Raw genomic sequence first — 18,979 nt, 5'->3', positions numbered from 1 at the left:
CACAGCGCAGTCCAGCCAGCCGTAGTCTGTTGCCCATGGGAACTGCACCGTATGGGGTCCGGCTGCTGGTGGGTGCAGCGGTGACCACCCTGGAGGAAGCTCGCAAGTTGCCTCAAACCATCCTGACCTACCCGATGACGATGGCCAGCCAGGCCGCCAACATCGTCATGCACGTACAGCAGAACCTCGCGGAGCTGGTCGTCAAGGGTGACGAGACGCTGGAACAGCTGTTCCCACCCAAGGACGAGCAGCCGGAGTGGGCGACCTTCGACGAGGACGTCCAGACGGACCGCGAGGCCGAGGATGCAGCCGACGGCGATCGACGCACCGAGGGCCGGTTCGCGTTGTACAGCACCGGTGAGCCCGGAGCCGACAACGGTCAATCCGCCGGTCAATCCGCTGACTCGGCAGCCCCGGGTGACGCACCGGCGATCGTCGGCGAATTGGACTACGAGTCGCTGACTCTGGCACAACTGCGGGCGCGACTGACCTCGCTGCGAGTCACCGATCTTGAGGCGCTGCTGGCCTTCGAGGAAGCCGGCCGGGCCCGCGCCCCGTTCGTGACGTTGCTCGCCAACAGGATCACGCGCGCGACCGCCAAGTGACCGAACCGGGTCAGTCGCCGGAGAATCCCTGGCCGGTCCGGGCCGTCGCGACCCGCGTCGCCAAGTGGATCGACCGGCTCGGCGTGGTCTGGGTCGAGGGCCAGCTGACCGAACTGAAGATCCGGCCGGACTCCAAGACCGTGTTCATGGTGTTGCGCGATCCGGCCGCCGACATGTCGCTGACTCTGACCTGTCCGCGCGACCTGGTGCGCAACGCCCCGGTCAAGCTGACCGAGGGCACCCAGGTGATCATCTGCGGCAAGCCCAACTTCTACACCGGCCGCGGCACATTTTCGTTGCGGGTCAGCGAGATTCGCGCAGTCGGAATCGGTGAGCTGCTCGCCCGTATCGAACGGCTACGGCGCCTGTTGGACGCCGAAGGACTTTTCGATGACCGGCTCAAGCGCCCAATCCCGTTCTTGCCCAGCACAATCGGTCTGATCACCGGTCGGGCGTCGGCCGCTGAACGCGATGTCACCACCGTCGCGTCCACCCGCTGGCCTGCGGTGCGCTTCGCGATCCGCAACACGATCGTGCAGGGCCCCAACGCGGTTCCGCAGATCGTCGAGGCGTTGTCCGAGCTTGACGCGGACCCCGAGGTGGACGTCATCGTCATCGCCCGCGGCGGCGGCAGCGTCGAGGATCTGTTGCCGTTCTCCGACGAGACGCTGTGCCGCGCGATATCCGCCTGCCGCACCCCGGTGGTCAGTGCGATCGGCCACGAGCCCGACAACCCGGTGTGCGACCTGGTGGCCGACCTGCGGGCGGCCACCCCCACCGACGCCGCCAAACGCATCGTTCCCGACGCGGCCGCCGAGCACGCCCTGGTGTCCGATCTGCACCGGCGCAGTGCCCGCGCGCTGCGCAACTGGGTGCACCGCGAGCAGCACCAGCTCGACCAATTGCGCAGCCGGCCGGTGCTGGCGCAGCCCCTGGCCGCGCTGACCGCCCGCCGCGACGAGATCCACCGCGCCCGGGCCACCGCCCAGCGCGACATCACCCGGTTGATCACCGCCGAGGCCGCGACCGTCGGCCACCTGTCGGCCCGGCTGAGCACACTGGGCCCCGCCGCGACGCTGGCCCGCGGGTATGCAGTGGTGCAGACGGTTCCGAAATCCGGCCAACCCACGGTGCTGCGATCGGTGGCTGACGCGCCGAGCGGAACCCGGCTCCGGGTTCGGGTGTCCGACGGCGTGGTCACGGCAGTCAGTGAAGGCAGCGAAGGAGCGGGGGCATGAAGCCTATTAGTGAGCTGGGGTACGAAGAGGCTCGCGACGAGCTGATCGCCGTCGTGCAGCAGTTGGAGCAGGGCGGGCTCGACCTCGATACTTCGCTGAAGCTGTGGGAACGAGGCGAAGAACTGGCAAAACGATGCGACGAACATTTAGCCGGCGCCCGCCAGCGCGTGGAGCAGGCACTGGCAGCCAGGGAGCCTGACGAAGACTGAACCTGCCGTCGGTTTCAAATTCGCTGCTCGAAACTGGAACATGTTTCAGTTATGCTGCCGACCATGGCTGACTCATCGTCTCAACTCGGCCGGGTGCTGGTCACCGGCGGTTCCGGCTTCGTCGGCGCCAATCTGGTGACCGAACTGCTCGACCGCGGACACGCCGTGCGCTCGTTCGATCGTGCACCGTCCCCGCTGCCCGACCATGCCGGGCTCGAGGTGGTCCAGGGCGACATCTGCGATCCGGACACCGTCGCCGCCGCTGTGGCAGGCATCGACACGGTCTTCCACACCGCCGCCATCATCGATCTGATGGGCGGTGCCTCGGTCACCGAGGAATACCGGCAGCGCAGCTTCGCGGTGAATGTCGGCGGCACCGAGAACCTGGTGCAAGCCGCTCAGAAGGCCGGGGTGAAGCGATTCGTCTACACCGCGTCCAACAGCGTGGTGATGGGCGGCCAGCACATCGTCGGCGGCGACGAGACCATGCCCTACACCGATCGGTTCAACGATCTCTACACCGAGACCAAGGTGGTCGCCGAGAAGTTCGTGCTCGGCCAGAACGGCGTGAGCGACATGCTGACCTGTTCCATCCGGCCCAGCGGCATCTGGGGCCGCGGCGATCAGACGATGTTCCGCAAGGTGTTCGAGAGCGTGCTCGCCGGACACGTCAAGGTCTTGGTCGGCCGCAAGAGCACGCTGCTGGACAACTCCTACGTACACAACCTCATTCACGGTTTCATCCTTGCCGCGCAGCACCTGGTTCCCGGTGGCACCGCGCCCGGCCAGGCCTACTTCATCAACGACGGCGAGCCGATCAACATGTTCGAGTTCGCGCGACCGGTCATCGAGGCGTGCGGGCACAAGCTCCCCCGCGTGCGGGTGCCGGGGCGCCTGGTGCATGCGGCGATGTCTGCCTGGCAGCGGTTGCACTTCCGCTTCGGCATTCCCGAGCCGCTCCTGGAACCCCTTGCGGTGGAACGGCTTTACCTCAACAACTACTTTTCGATCGCGAAGGCGAAGCGGGATCTCGGGTACCGGCCGCTGTACACCACCACGCAGGCCGTTGCCGATTGCCTGCCGTACTACACCGAGCTGTTCGACACCATGAAGACGCAGTCACAAACACAGCCGGTGCACGCATAGCTTTACGGCAGCACCGACAGCGGGCTGATGTGCCCGGTCGCGCTGTTGATCAGGGCAGCGTGATCCAGGGTCGCGCGCAGCGGCAGCACGTCCATCACGGCGGCCACCACCTCAGGTAGCTGGGCCAGCGTGGCTCGCGGCGCAAGCGAGCAGTGCGGCAGCCAGATTCCCGGTCGGTAGTGCTTGTGCAGATCAGCGCCGGTCGCGGTGGCCAATGCGACGACGCGCTCCTGGCGCGCGACGAAATCCGTGCTAACCCCAGCCACCAACCAGATGCGGCCGCGACGGAACAGGCCGACGCCGTCGAAGCTCAACTCCACGGGATCGCCACTGTCGATGCCGGACAACGCATTCGACACGGCTGGCTGGTCCCAGCGGCGCAGCACCGCGTAGGACACGTGCGGCACATGCCGGCCATGGGTGTGCGAGCGCAGACTCGCCACGCCCTGCTCCTCGATGCGGTCCCACAGCGCGCGGATCGCCCGCTCGGAACGCCGGTCGAACAGCAGACAGACCGCCAGCGCCACCGGTTAGCGGTACAGGTGCACCGGGTGGTGGGTGCCCTGCTCGATGCTCGCCGACGCCGCGTGCAGCAGCTCGGTGCCCAGTGCGATGAGCGCACGGGCCGCCGCGATCTCCTCGCCGATCATCGGCAGGCTCGGGTCTCTCGGGTTGCGGTAAGCGTCGCCGGTCGTGGCGATGGATTCGTCGCCACGCAACTGCGCGCGGGCAGATGCGTGGGTATGGACGTCGTCCTCGGAGAACTCGATTTCGACGTGCCATTTGTTGGATAGATCTTTGTCATACATGTCGATCACCCTCCGCCTTCAAGCGTGCACCGCAGACGCTGAGGACGCCAGGGTTCGGTCTCAACTGCCGACAAGTGTCAGGGCGTGTGAGCGACGCAGCTTGCCCGACGGTGTCTTCGGGACCGTGCCAGGGGCGAGGACGACGACGCTGCGGGGGCGCATGCCGACCTCGGCGACCACCTCATGGGCAACCTCACGCTGGATTCGCCGCACCTGCACCCGGTCCTCGAACGCATTCGACTCGACCGCGACGGCGAAGGCCTCGGTGGTATGCCCGGCATGTAGTCGCACCGCGACGGCACTGCCCGGCCGCACGCCGTCGACACGGCCCGCGGCCCGCTCGATGTCGGTCGGGTAGACATTGCGCCCAGCCATGATGATGACGTCCTTGACCCGGCCGCAAACGACGACGTGGCCGTTTTCCATCAGATAGCCCAGATCGCCGGTGTCGTACCAACCCTGCTCGTCCTGGGCCGGCATGAACCCGGCCGCAGTCGTGTAGCCGGGGGTCACGGGCTCGCCGCGAACCTCGATCACTCCGACACCTCGGGCCGGCAGGATTTTGCCGTCCTCGTCGACGATCCGGGCCTCCAGCCCGCCCAGTAGGGGTCCCAGTGTCGCCAGCCGGCGCCGGTTGCCGTGGTTGGTCGGCACCGCACGATGCAACAGCGCGAGGATGTCGGCATCCACCTCGTCGACCACCAGGCCGGCGTTGCACTCCGAGAACGACACCGCCACCGTCGTCTCGGCCATGCCGTAGGCCGGCAGAATCGCCTCCGGACGGAGGCCGAACGGCTTGCCGGCGGCGCACAGTTCCTCGACGTCGGCCGGCTCGACCTGCTCGGCCCCCGAGAGGGCCCATCGCAACGTGGACAGGTCGAATTCGCCTGGCTTGGCCTGTCTACGCAGCCGCTTGGCCAGCAGTGCGTAGGCGAAGTTCGGCGCGGCGGTCATCGTGCCCTTGTACTTGTCGATGAGCCTCGGCCACAGCAACGTGTCCTGCAGGAAGTCCATCGGCGTGATCTTGACCAGCTCCGCGCCGAAGTACATCGGAACAGTCAGGAAACCCGTCATCCCCATGTCGTGGAACAGCGGCAGCCAACTGACGATGACGTCGGTTTCCAGGTCGTACTCGGCGCCGACGAACATCGCCTCGGCGTTGGAATAGAGATTCCGGTGGGTGATCTGGACGGCTCTCGGCGGGCCCGTGGAGCCCGACGTCAATTGCAACAGCGCCAGGTCGTCCTCGCCGACCTCTACAGGGTTGATCGGCGCGGACGCGAGCAGTTGTTCGACGGTGACAACGGTCAGCCCGCGGTCGGCCAGCACGGGTGCGGCGGCCATGAACGGTTCGGATACGACGACGGTGCCGGCTTCGATCGCTTCCACCACCCCGACGGTTTCAGCCGCCCACTTCACGAGGTCCGTGCGAGGGGTCGGCTGATGCAGCATGGTGAGGCTGGCGCCGCGCATCCACACGCCCTGAGCGGTCGGCGCGATCTCGACCGGCAAGCCCGCCAGCACCGCGATCGCGTCGCCGGGTCCGACTCCCGCTGCGGCCAATCCGCCGGCCACGCGGCGCGCGCGCTGGTGCACCTGTTCCCACGTATGCCGAACCGGTGCATGCGGTTCGCCGGTCACCAGCCCCCTGTCGCTGGACTGCGCATTCGCGTACATCGCTTCGCTGAACCTGCTCATGGCTTCCCCCCGACATTCATCGGACGTGTTGTGTCATCGACGACGCCACCACATACAGCAACGCCAATCGGGAGACGCAGTGACCATCGACGTTGCTCCATCACTATCAGAGCAATCGCAGACGGTGGCCGAATTCTCGGTATCGCGATGAACCTACGATTTCGTCAGAGTAAACCCGCAGAACCGAATCTCAGGGCATCTGCCGGTCAAACGATATTCGCGTCGCTCTTGGCGGGTACTGCTTGGTAAGCAAGACAATTCGCTCGCCCCTGGTCACGGCGAAGTGAACGCCGGGGTAAATATCTGCTGAGAACCACGTCGATGCCCTCCGGCGAGCATCGAATCGGCATACCGTCCGAAGTGAACGGTCGGGGACCCAGTCGGGGATCGGCAGGAGGACGCAAAACATGCCAAACGGCAAGCCAAACATCCTGGTCATCTGGGGTGACGACATCGGCATCAGCAATCTCAGTTGCTACAGCGACGGCCTCATGGGTTATCGCACACCCAATATCGACCGCATAGCCAGCGAGGGCATGCGGTTCACCGACTCCTACGGCGAGCAAAGCTGCACGGCCGGCCGTGCAGCATTCATAAGTGGACAAAGTGTGTATCGCACCGGAATGAGCAAGGTCGGTGTGCCCGGCGCCGACATCGGTTGGGCTGCAGAAGACCCGACGATCGCCGAACTGCTCAAGCCGCTGGGTTACGCCACTGGTCAATTCGGCAAGAATCACTTCGGCGATCTGAACAAGTACCTCCCCACCGTGCACGGGTTCGACGAGTTCTTTGGCAACCTGTACCACCTCAATGCCGAGGAAGAACCGGAAAACGTCGACTACCCGCATGCCGACCAGTTCCCGCGACTGCACGAATTTGCGCTGCCCCGCGGTGTGCTGAAATGCCGTGCTACCGAGGGAGTTTCAAAAGAACCGGATGACCCGAGGTATGGGCCGGTCGGCAAGCAGGTGATCGAGGACACCGGCCCGCTGAACACGAAGCGGATGGAGACCATCGACGACGAGGTCACTGCGGCGACAATCGACTTCATCAAACGCCAGCACGACGTCGACACTCCGTTCTTCGTGTGGATGAACACCACGCACATGCATCTGTACACCCACACCAAACCCGAAAGCCTGGGTCAGGCGGGGCTTTGGCAGTCCCCGTATCACGACACCATGATCGACCATGACCGCAATGTCGGTCAGGTGTTGGACGCCCTGGACGAGCTGGGGATCGCCGAGGACACCATTGTCCTCTACTCAACGGACAATGGCCCGCACCGCAACACCTGGCCCGATGCCGGCACCACGCCGTTCCGCAGCGAGAAGGACACAAACTGGGAAGGCGCCTTCCGAGTGCCGGAACTGATCCGGTGGCCCGGCAAGATCCAGGCCGGGGTGGTGTCCAACGACATTGTGCAGCACCATGATTGGCTGCCGACCTTGCTGGCCGCTGCCGGGGATCCCGACGTCAGCGAAAAGCTCAAAACGGGCTTCAAGGCAGGGGCCGACGGAAACACCGAATACAAGGTGCACATCGACGGCTACAACTTGCTCCCGTACCTGACCGGTGAGGTGGACACCAGCCCGCGCCGTGGTTTCTTCTATTTCTCCGATGACGGCGATCTGGTCGCGATGCGGTTCGAGAACTGGAAGATCGTGTTCATGGAGCAGCGCTGCGAGGGCACGCTGCGGATCTGGGCTGAACCCTTCACACCGCTGCGCGTCCCGAAACTGTTCAACCTGCGCACGGACCCGTACGAGTACGCCGACATCACCTCGAACACCTACTACGAGTGGCTGCTGCGGCACGACTACTTCATCTTCTATGCCACCGGCATGGCGACGAAGTTCCTGGAGACTTTCAAGGAATTTCCGCCCCGGCACGAGCCGGCCAGCTTCAGCGTGGACCAGGCGGTGGCCAAGCTGGAGAAGTGGCTGGCCAAGGACTGACCCTTCCCCTGACCCGCGGCTGCCGAAACCGCCTGGCGACGTTTGGGGACGTCGCACTCGGGTATGTCCGTCGCTACGACCTGGCGGCGACGCTCGCGCGCTCTGGTGCTCGCCCACTGGAGAGGAAGGAATGGCCATGAAGGCAGTCACCTGGCACGGCAAACGCGACGTACGCGTCGAAACCGTGCCCGATCCGACGATCCGAGAACCGACCGATGCGATCGTCGAGATCACGTCCACCAATATCTGTGGATCCGACCTGCACCTGTACGAGATACTCGGGGCCTTCATGACTCCCGGCGATGTGCTGGGCCACGAGCCGATGGGCATAGTGCGCGAGGTGGGGAGCGCGGTCACCAATCTGGCTGTCGGCGACCGCGTCGTCATCCCGTTCCAAATCTCTTGCGGCACCTGCTATATGTGCGATCGCCAGCTCTACACCCAATGCGAGACGACGCAGGTGCGTGACCAGGGAATGGGGGCAGCGTTGTTCGGCTACTCGGAGCTGTACGGCGCGGTCCCCGGCGGGCAGGCTGAACTCCTGCGGGTCCCGCAGGCACAGTTCACCCACATCAAAGTTCCACTCGGTCCGCCGGATTCGCGCTACGTCTACCTGTCCGATGTGCTTCCGACTGCGTGGCAGGCAGTTGCGTACGCGGACATCCCCGACGGCGGTTCGGTGACCGTCCTCGGCCTGGGTCCGATCGGCGATATGGCCGCGCGTATCGCCGGCCACCTCGGCTATGACGTGATCGCCGTCGACAGGGTGCCCGAGCGTCTCGAGCGCGCCAAGGCCCGCGGGTTCCGGACCATCGACCTGACCGAGGTCGATGACAAACTGGCCGACGTCATCCGCGACTGGACCGACGGGCGGGGCACCGACTCGGTCATCGACGCGGTCGGGATGGAAGCTCACGGTTCACCGATTGCCAAAGCCGCCCAACAACTCACCGGCATGCTGCCCGACGCCCTCGCCAAACCCATGATGCAGAAGGCGGGCATCGACCGACTCGATGCGCTTTACTCGGCCATCGACATTGTGCGCCGAGGTGGCACGATCTCGCTGATCGGCGTGTACGGGGGCATGGCCGACCCGCTTCCCATGCTCACCCTCTTCGACAAGCAGATCCAGCTCAAAATGGGCCAGGCGAACGTCAAAAAGTGGGTCGACGACATCCTGCCCTTGCTGGGCGACGAGGATCCGTTGGGCGTCGACACGTTCGCCAGCCACGTCTTGCCGCTTGACGAGGCACCGCACGCGTACGAGATTTTCCAGAAGAAGCAGGACGGTGCGGTCAAGGTCATCCTGCAACCGTGAGTGGATATGGTCGACCCGAAGAACGGCGAGCGCCCGGGATTGGCTCTAAGCTAGAGCCAACTGCACAGAAGGAATGCGTATGCCTGCATCGAAACCCGTCACTACGGCGCGGGCGGCTGATATCTGATGCTGGACAACTGGAACGACAGCCCGACGAAGTCGGCGATCGTCGACTTCGTCGGGCGGGTCACCACCGATGGTCCGGATTATGTAGCGCCAGAAGAACGTATCGCCGTCTTCGACAATGACGGCACGTTGTGGTGTGAGAAGCCGGCCTATATCCAGCTGGATTTCCTGGTCCGCCGGTTCGTCGAGCAGGCCACTGCCGATCCGTCGCTGCGGGAACAGCCGCCGTACAAGGCCGCTGTCGAAGGTGATCTCGCCTGGTTCGGCGACGCCGTGACCAAGCACTACCAAGGTGACGACAGCCAACTCAAAGTGCTTGCCGGAGCGATATTGTCGGCGCACAGCGAAATCTCGGTCGACGAGCACGCCAGCCGCGTGCGGGCATTCTTCGCCGAGGCCACACACCCGACGCTGAACCGGCCTTACACGGCGTGCGGTTATCAACCCATGGTGGAGCTGCTGCGCTACCTGGAGAACAACGGCTTCACCATATTGATCGCCTCCGGCGGAGGGCGCGACTTCATGCGTCCGATCACGGTCGACATGTACGGCATCCCGCCGGAGCGTGTGATCGGCAGCTCGGTGGGGCTGGAGTTCCATGACGGAAACCTGTACACCACTGCGAAACCGGAGTTCCTCGACGACGGGCCGGTGAAGCCGGCGCGCATCTGGGGCCGGACCGGGCGGCGGCCAATCTTGGTCGCAGGCAATTCCAACGGCGATATCGAGATGTTGCAGTACGCGGGGGCGGGGACCAAGCCGTCGCTTGGCCTGTTGGTGCTGCACGACGACGCCGAGCGCGAATTCGACTACACCGCTGGGGCGGAGAAGGCGCTGGAGCTGGCAGGCACCAGCGGGTGGACCGTTGTCAGCGTGAAGAACGACTGGGCTACCGTTTTTCCGTGACCTCCTTGCATCGACTCTGCGCTCACGCCGCAAAAGTTCGAGTTAGCACCGCCCTCAGCGCAGAGTCGGCAGGTGAGCACGTTGCGTGAGCTGGTCTGGATCCCCGCACAGACCGCGACGATGGGCTCCGATGCGCACTACCCGGAGGAAGCGCCGGCGCGGGAGGTCACGGTTGACGGGTTCTGGATTCAACCGACCCAGGTGACGAATGCGGAGTTCGCGCAATTTGTTTCGGCCACCGGATACACCACGGTCGCCGAGCGGCCGATGAACCCGGAGGACTATCCAGGCGCACCACCGGAAAACCTCGTGCCCGGCTCGATGGTGTTCCGGCGCACCGCGGGGCCGGTGGACCTGCGCCACCTCCACCTGTGGTGGGCATGGACACCCGGAGCATGCTGGAATCACCCACGCGGGCCACGTTCTTCACTGAAGGGGCGCGACGACCACCCGGTGGTGCACGTCGCCTATGAAGACGCCGAGGCGTACGCCGAGTGGGCGGGCTTGGCATTGCCGACAGAGGCCGAGTGGGAAACCGCGGCTCGCGGTGGGCTTACCGGTGCGGTGTACACCTGGGGCGACGAGCGGGAGCCCGCAGGCAGGCGGCTGGCCAATTATTGGCACGGCGAGTTCCCCTACCTGCCCGAAACGGGCTACGGCACAACACAACCGGTTGGCAGCTTCGAACCAAACAGCTACGGCCTTTACGACATGGCCGGCAATGTGTGGGAGTGGACGACCGACTGGTACAGCGCCGATCACACGTCCGAATCCTGCTGCGCGGCAGAGAGTTATGATCCTGAACAGCCTCAGTTCAAGATTCCCCGCAAGGTGATCAAGGGCGGCTCGTTTCTGTGCGCGGACAGCTACTGCATGCGGTATCGCCCGGCGGCGCGGCGTCCGCAGATGATCGACACCGGCATGAGCCACATCGGTTTCCGCTGCGTCAAGCGGGCCTAGCGAACGCAGGCGCCACGAAGCGCCGCAGCATGTCCTCCTCGACAGCCTCGTCGGCTCCGGGCCAGACCACCAGCGACAACACCAGGCGGACGATCCACGCGGCCGCGACCGGATCGTCCACGGCCAACCCAGTGAGCTCGGTGGCGAACGCGGCAGGAACCTGCGACTGGCCGAGTCCGGCCATCCCGCCCCCGCTGCGCAGCGAACCGAGCAGGAGATCGAACATCGGGTCGGAGCGGATGCGCCGCAGCGCCACGGTGATGGCCTTGAGTACGCGGTCGGGCCCGGTCAGGCCGTCGACTTGATTCCGGACTTCCTCGACGATCTGGGCGGCCGATCGAGAGAGCACGGCATCACGGATCTGCGCCTTCCCACCCGCGTGCCGGTACACGGTTGCGCGCGAACAATGCACCCGCGCAGCGATCGCGTCGATATCGAGTGCGTCCAGACCCTCGCGTGCCGCCAGGTCGGCTGCTGCGGCGTAGATGCGCTCGGCAGCATGGGCGCGCCGGTCGCCGATCAGCCAGTCCTCTCGCAGTGGAGACACGGCCCTCACGTTATCTCAGTTTGAGACAAATGAGCGAGAGAATCTCACTATGGCCGCAGATCAGTGACGCCCGCTGAGACGGCCGCAGTACGGACGACAATTTCGGCGTATCGACTTTCGCGTGCATCGTTGACGCCGCTGAAACAGGCCGACAACCTGGGGCGATGCGTCTGGCTCAAGAACTGTTCACACCCGCCTGCTTGCAGGACCCTTACCCGCTCTACGACCGGATGAGGGCCCATGCACCGGTGCAACAGGTCGGGGACTCACAGTTCTTCGTCGTGAGTTCGTTCGACGCTGTCGTCGAAGCCACGGCGCGTACCGAGGACTTCTCGTCGAATCTCACCGCCACGATGTGGCACCAGCCGAACGGAACCGTCGTTCCGTTCGTAATGGGCACCCGGGGTGATCCGGCCCATGTCCTCGCCACCGCGGATGCCCCCTCCCACGCGGCGCATCGCAAGCTCGTGCTGCCCCGGATGGCGGCGAGGCGGATGCGTGAGCTTGAGCCCTTCATCGCCGCGGCCGCCGAGAATCTGTTGGTCGAAGCGGGCAGCGAGTTCGATTGGATGGCCACCCTGGCCGACCGGCTGCCGATGCTCGTAGTAGCGCAGCTGCTCGGGTTACCTTCGACCGACGTCGACCGCCTGGTCGGCTGGGCCTACGCCAGCACCCAGTTGCTTGACGGTCTAGTCGAAGCCGATCAGCTCACGTCAGCGGGCATCGCAGCCATCGAGCTCGGCGGGTACCTGATCGACAAGTTCGAGCAAGCGGCGGCAAACCCACAGGACAATTTGCTGGGCGACTTGGCCTCGTACTGCGCGTCCGAACAGCTGGGCAGCGAGACCGCAGCGCTGATGCTGATCCAGTTGGTGGGAGCCGGTGCGGAATCCACGGCTTCGCTGCTCGGCAGCGCGGCATGGCTGCTGGCGCAACGACCGGACATCGCACAGCGGATACGGCAGGACCGCGACCTTGTGACGGCGTTCCTGGAGGAGGCGTTGCGGTTCGAGTCGCCGTTCCGCGGGCACTACCGGCATGTCATGGCCGATACGGAGTTGGCGGGCACTGCGCTGCCGTCGGATTCGCGTCTACTGCTGTTGTGGGGCGCGGCGAACCGGGATCCCGCCGTGTTCGACGAGCCCCATGAGTTCCGGCTTGGCCGGGCAAATGCCAAGGGTCACTTGGCCTTCGGGAAGGGCGCACACTTCTGCGTCGGCGCGGCACTGGCGCGCCTGGAAGCCCGCATCGTGGTCTCGCTACTGCTGTCGGTCAGCACAGACATCCAAGCGGCCGGGGACGCCGAATGGCTGCCGAGCCTGCTGGTCCGCCGGTTGCGCCGGCTGCCGCTGACGCTGAGTTGACCTCAGGCCGGCTGCGCTTCGACGATGATGCTGTCGTCGTCGACGAACACCAGGCCGCCGTCATCGAGGCTGACTGCCCACCGCCGCGCCGGTTCGACGATCCGTTCGCCCGCAATTTCCACCGCGGTTCCGGCGAGATCCGCGAAATCTTCGACAACTGTGCCGTGAAGTTCGCCGTCGCTGCCCGGATATACGACTACTCGGGCATCCACAGCTATCCCCTCGGCAACGTCACCAGACTCGCTACCGTTAACCCCCACGGCTACGTCTTCTGACATTTCGCACCTCCCCAATTGCTGACGCGTGCAACCGAGTACACCACATACGCCTGCAATCGGCTCGTTTTCATTTGATTCCGACAGCCACACAATGCATAAGCGTCAGGCAAATACACAAATCGGTATATGAAGCCGTGTTTGGCAAAGTCGTCACATCAGGGCGGGTGATGCGGGCTTGGTCACACCTATTCCGGCGACAATGCCATCGGCCAATGCTTTCCAGGCAACTCAGAGTGGATTCGCCCAGCCTCCGGAGTGCCAGTGCATTGCCGATTGACGGGTTGCTGAAGGCGTTCAGGCGAACGGGTGGCCGTTTCAGCACAGAAATCGGCCGCACGGACGGTGACACACACCACAGGCCCGTTCGCTAGTGTTGCAACACGTTCTAAAGCGAGGAGAGCTGTGAGTCAGCCGATGTCGGACGCCGTTCTGGTCACGGGAGCTTTCGGTCTGGTCGGATCGACGGTCGTCAAGACACTGGCGGCCGATGGCCGCCGCGTCGTCGCGACCGACCTCGACGTGCCCGCCAACAGGAAGGCGGCGGCGAAGCTCCCGGCAGGCGTCGACGTGCGCTGGGCCGATCTGACCGAGCCATCCGCCGTCGACGCTCTGGTGGCGGCCGTCTCTCCCGCCGCGATCATCCACCTCGCGGCGATCATCCCGCCGTTCTGCTACATGCGCCGCGGAGTGGCCCGCAAGGTCAACGTCGACGCCACCGCCGCGCTGCTGCGGGCCGCCGAAGCCCAGCCTCAACCCCCGCGGTTCGTGCAGGCGTCCAGCGTCGCGGTCTACGGCGCCCGCAACCCGCACCACATCAGCGACGTGCTCACGCCCGACACCCCGGTCAATCCATCCGACATCTACGGCGCGCACAAGGTCGAAGCCGAGGCCCTGGTCCGGGCGTCCAAGCTGGACTGGCACATTCTGCGTCTCGGCGGGGTGATGAGCTCCGAGTTCAGCATCGACATGGACGTCGACCTCATCTCGTTCGAAAGCGTCCTGCCCGCCGACGGGCGACTGCAGACCGTCGACGTGCGTGACGTCGCGGCCGCATTCGTGGCCGCCACCACTGTCGATGCCAACCACGAGGTGCTGCTGATCGGCGGAGACTCCGCAACGCACCGGCACACGCAATCCGCGGTCGGCTCGCAGGCGGCCGCCGCCATGGGGATCAAGGGCGGATTGCCGATCGGCCGGCCCGGCAACCCCGACGATGACGCCGCGTGGTTTGCCACCGACTGGATGGACACCAGTCGCTCGCAGGAACTGCTGGGGTTCCAGCGGCACTCCTGGTCGCAGATCCTGGCCGACACAAGGGCCAATGCCGGATGGAAGCGTTTCCCGATCAGCCTGGCCGCACCGCTGATCCGCGGATTCCTGCGGTCCAAGTCCGCGTACCGCGACTACCCGGGGCGCTACGCCGATGTGTGGAACGCCATCGACAAGAAGTGGGGCGATCACCGCCCCGATCGGAGTGAATCATGAGTGCACAGCGCGTCGCGATCGTCATCGGCGCGGCTTCCGGGATCGGCTGGGCCAGCGCACAGGCGCTGGCCGCCGACGGCTGCCGCATCGTGGTGGCCGATCGCAACACCGAAGGCGCGGCCGCCCGCGCTTCCGAGTTGGGTACGCCCCACACCAGCAGCTATGTCGACGTCACCGATGAGGCGTCGGTGGAGGCGTTGTTCGACGCGGTCGGACCGATTGATGTCGTGGTCAACTGCGCCGGTTTCAGCAACGTCGGCCTGATCACCGACATGCCGGTCGACCAGTTCCGCGCAGTCATCGACGTCTGCCTCACCGGCGGGTTCATCGTGGCCAAGCATGCCGGCGCACATTTGTCCGAAGGCGGTGTGCTGGTATCGATCTCGTCGCTCAACGGGCGTCAGCCGGCGGCCGGGATGAGCGCCTACTGCGCGGCCAAGGCGGGCCTGTCGATGCTGACCCAGGTGGCCGCGCTGGAGTTGGGGCCGAAAGGGATTCGGGTCAACGCGATCGCACCCGGTTTCGTGCACACCCCGTTGACGGAGCCGGCGGCGATGGTGCCGGGGGTCGTCGAGGATTACGTCGAGAACACCGCCCTCGGCCGGGCCGGAACGCCGGAGGACATCGCGGCCGCGGTGGCGTTCGTGTGCTCGCCGCAGGCGTCGTGGATGACGGGCGAGGTCGTCGACCTCAACGGCGGCGCACACCTCAAGCGCTACCCCGATGTGCTCGGGCATGTGCTGAAACTGGCCGAGGCGTGAATTTCGGAGGTAAACAAGCACTTGTCACGGGCGCCGGGTCGGGCATCGGCGCGGCGCTGTGTCGTGCGCTGGTCGCTGCGGGCGCCGAGGTCCTGTGCACGGATATCGACGGCGACGCCGCCGCCCGGACCGCGGACGCGCTCGGCGCCCGATCCGCGCGGCTTGACGTCACCGATGCGGCCGCGGTCCAGGCCGCCGTCGACGGCGTGGTTGAGCGGGCCGGCCGGCTGGACCTGATGTTCAATAATGCCGGCATTGTGTGGGGCGGCAACACCGAGTTGCTGACGCTTGAGCAGTGGAACGCCATCATCGACGTGAACGTGCGCGGTGTGGTGCACGGCGTCGCCGCGGCCTATCCGTTGATGATTCGCCAGGGGCACGGCCACATCGTCAACACCGCCTCGATGGCCGGGTTGGCTGCTGCCGGGCAACTCACCAGCTATGTGATGACCAAGCATGCCGTCGTCGGGCTGTCACTGGCCCTGCGCTCGGAGGCTGCCGCGCACGGAGTCGGAGTACTCGCGGTGTGTCCGGCCGCGGTGGAGACGCCGATTCTGGACAAGGGCGCGATCGGTGGATTCGTGGGACGCGACTACTTCCTGCAGGGCCAGGGCGTCAAGACCGCCTACGACGCCGACCGGCTGGCCGCCGACACGCTGCGGGCGATCGAGCGCAACAAGGCGATCCTGGTGAAACCGCGTCGCGCACATGCCTCCTGGGTGTTCGCCCGGCTGGCGCCGGTTCTGATGCAACGGATGTCGGTGCGGTTCGTCGCGTCGCAGCGGGCCAGTCAGGCGCGCGTTTCGCTGGACTGACGCTAAGGTCGGCGCAGCGAGGGAAGGGGCCAGATGGAACGGCAGTTCACCGTCACCCAGAAGCGCGCGCTGGCGGTTTTCACGGTGCTCGCCCTGCTGCTCGGGGCGTACTTCCTGCGCAGCTTCTTCATCCTCATCGTGATGGCTGCGGTCGGTGCGTACCTGTTTTCCCCTCTGTACCAACGGTTTCAGCGCAGATTCGGCACCGGAATCTCGGTCACGCTGACCGTGCTCTCGGCGCTGTTGATGGTCATCATCCCGGTGGCGCTGATTGTGTTCCTGGCCATCGTGCAGATCACCCAGATGGTCAACACGGTCAGCGCCTGGGTCGCCGAAACCGACCTCAGCACGCTCGGCGACCGCACGTTGAACCTGATCAACGCGACGGCGGCACGGGTGCCGTTCCTGGACATCCACGTCACCCCCGAGTCGTTGCGGGGCACGATCGTCTCGGTGTCCCAGCGGGTCGGCGAATGGCTGTTGGGAGTCCTGCAGGGCGCAGTCGGCGGCCTCGTCGGCGCCCTGACCGCGTCGATCATCTTCCTGTACGTGTTCATCTCGCTGCTGGTCAACAAGGACGAGGTGGCGATCCTGATCCGCCGGCTCAACCCGCTCGGCGAAGAGATCACCGACCTGTACCTGGCCAAGACCGGAGCGATGGTCAAGGGCACCGTCAAGGGCCAATTCGTCATCGCGTTGGCGCAAGGCATCGCCGGGGCCATCTCGATCTACATCGCCGGCTTCCACGACGGATTTTTCATCTTCGCGATACTGCTCACCGCGCTGTCGGTGATCCCGCTCGGCGGCGGGATCCTCTCGATCCCGTTCGGCATCGGAATGATGTTCTTCGGCAACATCATCGGCGGCATCTTCGTGGTGGCGTGGCACCTTTTGGTGGTCACCAACATCGACAATGTGCTGCGGCCGATCCTCGTGCCGAAGGCGGCGCGGCTGGACCCGGCGCTGATGCTGCTCTCGGTGTTCGCCGGCATCTCGATGTTCGGCTTCTTCGGTCTGGTGATCGGGCCGGTGCTGATGATCATCATCGTCACCACCGTCAGCGTCTACCTCGCGGTGTACAAAGGCGTCGAACTCGAGGCACCCGAGCCCGAGAAACCGCGCAGGCGGCTGTGGTCACGCAAGCCCAAGGAGGCTCCGGCTGCCCCGGCCGCCGACGAGGATGCTCCGGCGGAGGTCGCTACCCCGCCAAACGCTCCGTAAGGAACTCCACCACGCGCTTGCGCGCCTCATACGCGGGGTGCCCGTCGACCTCGCGGACCTGATCGGTCAGCACCGAATGTGCCATCCGGCTCAGACCGTGCTGATTGCCCGGCTTCGAGTTGATCTCGATGACCTCGAACGCATCGCCGAGGCGGGCTTTGAGGGCGGCGAACCGCTCACCCGGAACCAGCGGGTCCTCGCTGAACCGCAGACCGAGTGCGCACAGGCCGTCATTGGCGGCGCGCTGCTGCACGATCATGAGCTCCGCTTCGGACAGCCCAGGGTCGCGCCTTTGTGTGGGTGTCAACGGCAATGGCAGCGACGGCTGGCTCAGCACCGGGGCCAGGACGCTGTCGTCGACGGCGGCTGCCAGCGCGAAGCCGCCGGTGAAACACTGCCCGATCACCCCCACGCCCTTACCCGGGGTGGTGGCGTTGAGATCGCGGGCGAGTGCCCGCAGGTAGTGCGCGACGGGCCGGTCGGCATTGGTCGCAAACGCCGCGAATTCTTTTGACACACAACCCTTCAGCAGCACCGGAACCATGCCCGGCCGCACCGCCGGCGCACCCGGGGTGCCGAACAGCGATGGGGCCGCGACGGTGAACCCGTTGTCGACCAGGTGATTGCCGAGCGCGAGCACACCGGGGTGCAGGCCCGGCATCTCGGGGATCAACACCACGCTGGGACCCTCGCCCCTGCGGTACACGTCGTGGGTTTGGCCCGCCGCGGAGAACGACGCGACGGTCCATCCGGTGAGATCAGCTTCTGGCGCTTCTGGTGCGGTCATCACTCATCCTTTTGCGTCCAACGTGAAGGAGATCGCGAGATTCTCGAGGTATCTCGCCATCTTCTTCACATTGGACGCCTATCGGTGTGCGGGCAACGGCGACTGCGTCTGCGTCGCACCCGCAAGCGTACGGTACTCATCCGTACCACCGGCGCCGGTGATCGCGATCTGAGCCGGACCGCTCAACCGCGTCGTCCACACCGGCTCCGGGTCCGAGCTCTCGTACACCACCCACGTCACCCCATCGACGTCTTGCGCCCCCGTCGCATACGAGTCCGGCTTGATCGAGGACACCAGCGCGGCCTCGTCGGCATTGCTCTGGGTGAGACTCAGGTACATGCCGCTCGGCGAGAGATATCCGACCCGTGAGGTGATCGCCCGGGCGTGCTGCCCGTCCGGCAGTGTGAGGCCGCCGTCGATGCTGCCCCGGCCGCCGGAATTCGCCTGCCAACCCTCGGGCAGCGCCGGCAACCGGACCGGGATCTTCAGCGCCTCCGCGTCGGCCTGCAGAGCGGCCGGAGCATCGAATTGCGGGGCCGGGCCGGCACCCGGTCCGCTTGCCTGCAACGAGCACATCCCCAACATTCCGGCGAGCACAATGCATGCCACGACCAGCGGAGCCATCGACCAGAACATGTCGCGGCCGTCCTGCAGAAGCCGCGACTTCGCCGGCTTGGCCGCCGGGCCGACGACATTTGGCCTGCGTGGGGCCGGGGTGGGCTGGGTGGTCATGCTTGCCAGTATCCCA

The 18,979-nt window shown here is 65.6% G+C and carries 20 protein-coding genes; 14 read left to right on the top strand and 6 right to left on the bottom strand.

The window, feature by feature from the left end:
* The first annotated feature begins 35 nt into the window (after positions 1 to 35).
* The 4 genes from ABQF30_RS22080 (at position 36) to ABQF30_RS22065 (ending at position 3,198) form a co-directional block, all read left to right on the top strand.
* On the top strand, positions 36 to 605 hold the full coding sequence (locus tag ABQF30_RS22080; protein WP_448467734.1) for a lipid droplet-associated protein: 570 nt from the start codon (positions 36 to 38) through the stop codon (positions 603 to 605).
* Positions 602 to 1,843 (top strand): exodeoxyribonuclease VII large subunit, encoded by a 1,242-nt coding sequence (gene xseA / locus ABQF30_RS22075; protein ID WP_448467732.1) that lies wholly within the window; start codon positions 602 to 604, stop codon positions 1,841 to 1,843. Before ABQF30_RS22080 ends, xseA begins: the two co-directional genes overlap by 4 nt.
* Positions 1,840 to 2,052: an exodeoxyribonuclease VII small subunit gene (locus ABQF30_RS22070; RefSeq protein WP_448467730.1), complete on the top strand. Its 213-nt coding sequence runs from the start codon at positions 1,840 to 1,842 to the stop codon at positions 2,050 to 2,052. The genes xseA and ABQF30_RS22070 overlap by 4 nt, the downstream gene beginning before the upstream one ends.
* 63 nt (positions 2,053 to 2,115) lie before the next feature.
* On the top strand, positions 2,116 to 3,198 hold the full coding sequence (locus tag ABQF30_RS22065; protein ID WP_448467728.1) for a 3-beta-hydroxysteroid dehydrogenase: 1,083 nt from the start codon (positions 2,116 to 2,118) through the stop codon (positions 3,196 to 3,198).
* Between the two features lie 2 nt (positions 3,199 to 3,200).
* On the opposite strand, the gene ABQF30_RS22060 is transcribed toward ABQF30_RS22065, so the two are convergent.
* The 3 genes from ABQF30_RS22060 to ABQF30_RS22050 are packed head-to-tail and all read right to left on the bottom strand — an operon-like array spanning position 3,201 to position 5,705.
* Positions 3,201 to 3,725, bottom strand: coding sequence for a 2'-5' RNA ligase family protein (locus ABQF30_RS22060; protein WP_448467726.1), 525 nt, complete (start codon positions 3,723 to 3,725; stop codon positions 3,201 to 3,203).
* Between the two features lie 3 nt (positions 3,726 to 3,728).
* Positions 3,729 to 4,007, bottom strand: a complete 279-nt coding sequence (locus tag ABQF30_RS22055; protein WP_448467724.1) for a dsRBD fold-containing protein — start codon at positions 4,005 to 4,007, stop codon at positions 3,729 to 3,731.
* A 60-nt stretch (positions 4,008 to 4,067) separates the two neighbouring features.
* Positions 4,068 to 5,705 (bottom strand): fatty acyl-AMP ligase, encoded by a 1,638-nt coding sequence (locus tag ABQF30_RS22050; RefSeq protein WP_448467722.1) that lies wholly within the window; start codon positions 5,703 to 5,705, stop codon positions 4,068 to 4,070.
* A gap of 407 nt (positions 5,706 to 6,112) precedes the next feature.
* Between ABQF30_RS22050 and ABQF30_RS22045 the strand changes: the two genes are divergently transcribed.
* From ABQF30_RS22045 to ABQF30_RS22030, 4 genes are all read left to right on the top strand, one after another.
* Positions 6,113 to 7,663 (top strand): arylsulfatase, encoded by a 1,551-nt coding sequence (locus tag ABQF30_RS22045; RefSeq protein ID WP_448467720.1) that lies wholly within the window; start codon positions 6,113 to 6,115, stop codon positions 7,661 to 7,663.
* A gap of 136 nt (positions 7,664 to 7,799) precedes the next feature.
* Complete coding sequence (locus tag ABQF30_RS22040) at positions 7,800 to 8,981, top strand: zinc-dependent alcohol dehydrogenase (RefSeq protein WP_448467718.1); 1,182 nt, start codon at positions 7,800 to 7,802, stop codon at positions 8,979 to 8,981.
* Positions 8,982 to 9,107: 126 nt separating this feature from the next.
* The gene (locus tag ABQF30_RS22035; RefSeq protein ID WP_448467716.1) at positions 9,108 to 10,013 is read left to right on the top strand and encodes an HAD family hydrolase; all 906 of its coding nucleotides are present in this window, start codon (positions 9,108 to 9,110) and stop codon (positions 10,011 to 10,013) included.
* 120 nt (positions 10,014 to 10,133) lie between these two features.
* A complete protein-coding gene (locus ABQF30_RS22030) occupies positions 10,134 to 10,973 on the top strand; it encodes a formylglycine-generating enzyme family protein (protein WP_448467819.1) in 840 nt (279 codons plus the stop codon).
* On the opposite strand, the gene ABQF30_RS22025 is transcribed toward ABQF30_RS22030, so the two are convergent.
* Positions 10,960 to 11,520, bottom strand: a complete 561-nt coding sequence (locus ABQF30_RS22025) for a TetR/AcrR family transcriptional regulator (protein ID WP_448467713.1) — start codon at positions 11,518 to 11,520, stop codon at positions 10,960 to 10,962. The two genes, ABQF30_RS22030 and ABQF30_RS22025, sit on opposite strands and share 14 nt — an antisense overlap.
* 164 nt (positions 11,521 to 11,684) lie before the next feature.
* Here ABQF30_RS22025 and ABQF30_RS22020 point away from each other — a divergent pair, with 164 nt between their 5' ends.
* The 6 genes from ABQF30_RS22020 (at position 11,685) to ABQF30_RS21995 (ending at position 17,444) form a co-directional block, all read left to right on the top strand.
* The gene (locus tag ABQF30_RS22020; protein WP_448467711.1) at positions 11,685 to 12,884 is read left to right on the top strand and encodes a cytochrome P450; all 1,200 of its coding nucleotides are present in this window, start codon (positions 11,685 to 11,687) and stop codon (positions 12,882 to 12,884) included.
* Positions 12,827 to 13,159 carry a hypothetical protein gene (locus ABQF30_RS22015; RefSeq protein WP_448467823.1) on the top strand — a complete coding sequence of 111 codons (333 nt, stop codon included), beginning with the start codon at positions 12,827 to 12,829 and terminating at the stop codon, positions 13,157 to 13,159. The genes ABQF30_RS22020 and ABQF30_RS22015 overlap by 58 nt, the downstream gene beginning before the upstream one ends.
* A 417-nt stretch (positions 13,160 to 13,576) precedes the next feature.
* Positions 13,577 to 14,647, top strand: a complete 1,071-nt coding sequence (locus ABQF30_RS22010) for a cholesterol dehydrogenase/isomerase (RefSeq protein ID WP_448467817.1) — start codon at positions 13,577 to 13,579, stop codon at positions 14,645 to 14,647.
* Positions 14,644 to 15,408: an SDR family NAD(P)-dependent oxidoreductase gene (locus ABQF30_RS22005; RefSeq protein ID WP_448467709.1), complete on the top strand. Its 765-nt coding sequence runs from the start codon at positions 14,644 to 14,646 to the stop codon at positions 15,406 to 15,408. The genes ABQF30_RS22010 and ABQF30_RS22005 overlap by 4 nt, the downstream gene beginning before the upstream one ends.
* A complete protein-coding gene (locus ABQF30_RS22000) occupies positions 15,405 to 16,223 on the top strand; it encodes an SDR family NAD(P)-dependent oxidoreductase (protein WP_448467707.1) in 819 nt (272 codons plus the stop codon). Before ABQF30_RS22005 ends, ABQF30_RS22000 begins: the two co-directional genes overlap by 4 nt.
* 33 nt (positions 16,224 to 16,256) lie before the next feature.
* Positions 16,257 to 17,444 carry an AI-2E family transporter gene (locus ABQF30_RS21995; RefSeq protein WP_448467705.1) on the top strand — a complete coding sequence of 396 codons (1,188 nt, stop codon included), beginning with the start codon at positions 16,257 to 16,259 and terminating at the stop codon, positions 17,442 to 17,444.
* Here ABQF30_RS21995 and ABQF30_RS21990 read toward each other — a convergent pair.
* Both ABQF30_RS21990 and ABQF30_RS21985 read right to left on the bottom strand, forming a co-directional pair.
* Positions 17,422 to 18,231, bottom strand: a complete 810-nt coding sequence (locus ABQF30_RS21990; protein WP_448467703.1) for a dienelactone hydrolase family protein — start codon at positions 18,229 to 18,231, stop codon at positions 17,422 to 17,424. The two genes, ABQF30_RS21995 and ABQF30_RS21990, sit on opposite strands and share 23 nt — an antisense overlap.
* A gap of 78 nt (positions 18,232 to 18,309) precedes the next feature.
* The gene (locus ABQF30_RS21985) at positions 18,310 to 18,963 is read right to left on the bottom strand and encodes a DUF4245 domain-containing protein (RefSeq protein ID WP_448467701.1); all 654 of its coding nucleotides are present in this window, start codon (positions 18,961 to 18,963) and stop codon (positions 18,310 to 18,312) included.
* Positions 18,964 to 18,979: the final 16 nt, after the last annotated feature.

It is taken from the genome of Mycolicibacterium sp. XJ870, from assembly GCF_053483975.1.
The sequence above is the reverse complement of the archived record's forward strand: the minus strand, read 5'-3'. Positions and strand labels throughout refer to the sequence as shown.